We start from the raw sequence: 833 nt of genomic DNA on the forward strand, positions 1-833 counted from the left end.
GCACCGGAGTCCGTGTAGCTCACTTCCGTCGGCTCGCTGGTGTTGCCCGCCACGTCGGTGGCGGTCACGTCCACCGTACCCGTGGTCTGCGGCACATCAGTCGTCACGCTGTAATTGCCATCGGCATCCGCCGTGGTCGTGGCCGTCGTACCGTCGGGATAGGTCACCGTCACCGTGCTGCCAGGTTCCGCCGTGCCCGACACCGTCAGACCACCGTCTTCGTTGGCCGTCACGTTCACCACCGGGGCCACCGGCGCACCCGTGTCCTCGTAGCTCACGCTCGTCGGCTCACTGATGTTGTTGGCCGCATCGGTGGCCGTGGCCGTCACCTCGCCACTGGTCTGCGGCACCGTGGTCGTCACGCTGTAGTTGCCGTCGGGATCGGCCGTGGTCGTGCTCGTCGTACCGTCGGGATAGGTCACCGTTACGGTGCTCCCCGGCTCAGCCGTGCCCGACACCGTCAGACCACCGTCTTCGTTGGCCGTCACGTTCACCACCGGCGCCACCGGCGCACCCGTGTCCTCGTAGCTCACCTCCGTCGGCTCGCTGGTGTTACCCGCCACATCGGTGGCGGTCACGTCCACCGTGCCCGTGGTCTGCGGCACATCGGTCGTCACGCTGTAGTTGCCGTCGGCATCCGCCGTGGTCGTGGCCGTCGTACCGTCGGGATAGGTCACCGTCACCGTGCTGCCCGGCTCGGCCGTGCCCGATACCGTCAGGCCACCGTCTTCGTTGGCCGTCACGTTCACCACCGGTGCCACCGGCGCACCCGTGTCCTCGTAGCTCACGCTCGTCGGCTCACTGATGTTGTTGGCCGCATCGGTGGCCGTGGC

At 67.9% G+C, this 833-nt stretch carries 1 protein-coding gene; it reads right to left on the reverse strand.

The genetic code is table 11. From position 1 onward, the window contains the following. Window positions 1-833: Ig-like domain-containing protein (locus ACDA63_RS20135; RefSeq protein ID WP_373665087.1), on the reverse strand; the 833-nt coding region annotated here is incomplete at both ends.

This window comes from Uliginosibacterium sp. sgz301328, from assembly GCF_041807905.1.
Classification (GTDB): domain Bacteria; phylum Pseudomonadota; class Gammaproteobacteria; order Burkholderiales; family Rhodocyclaceae; genus JBGVSA01.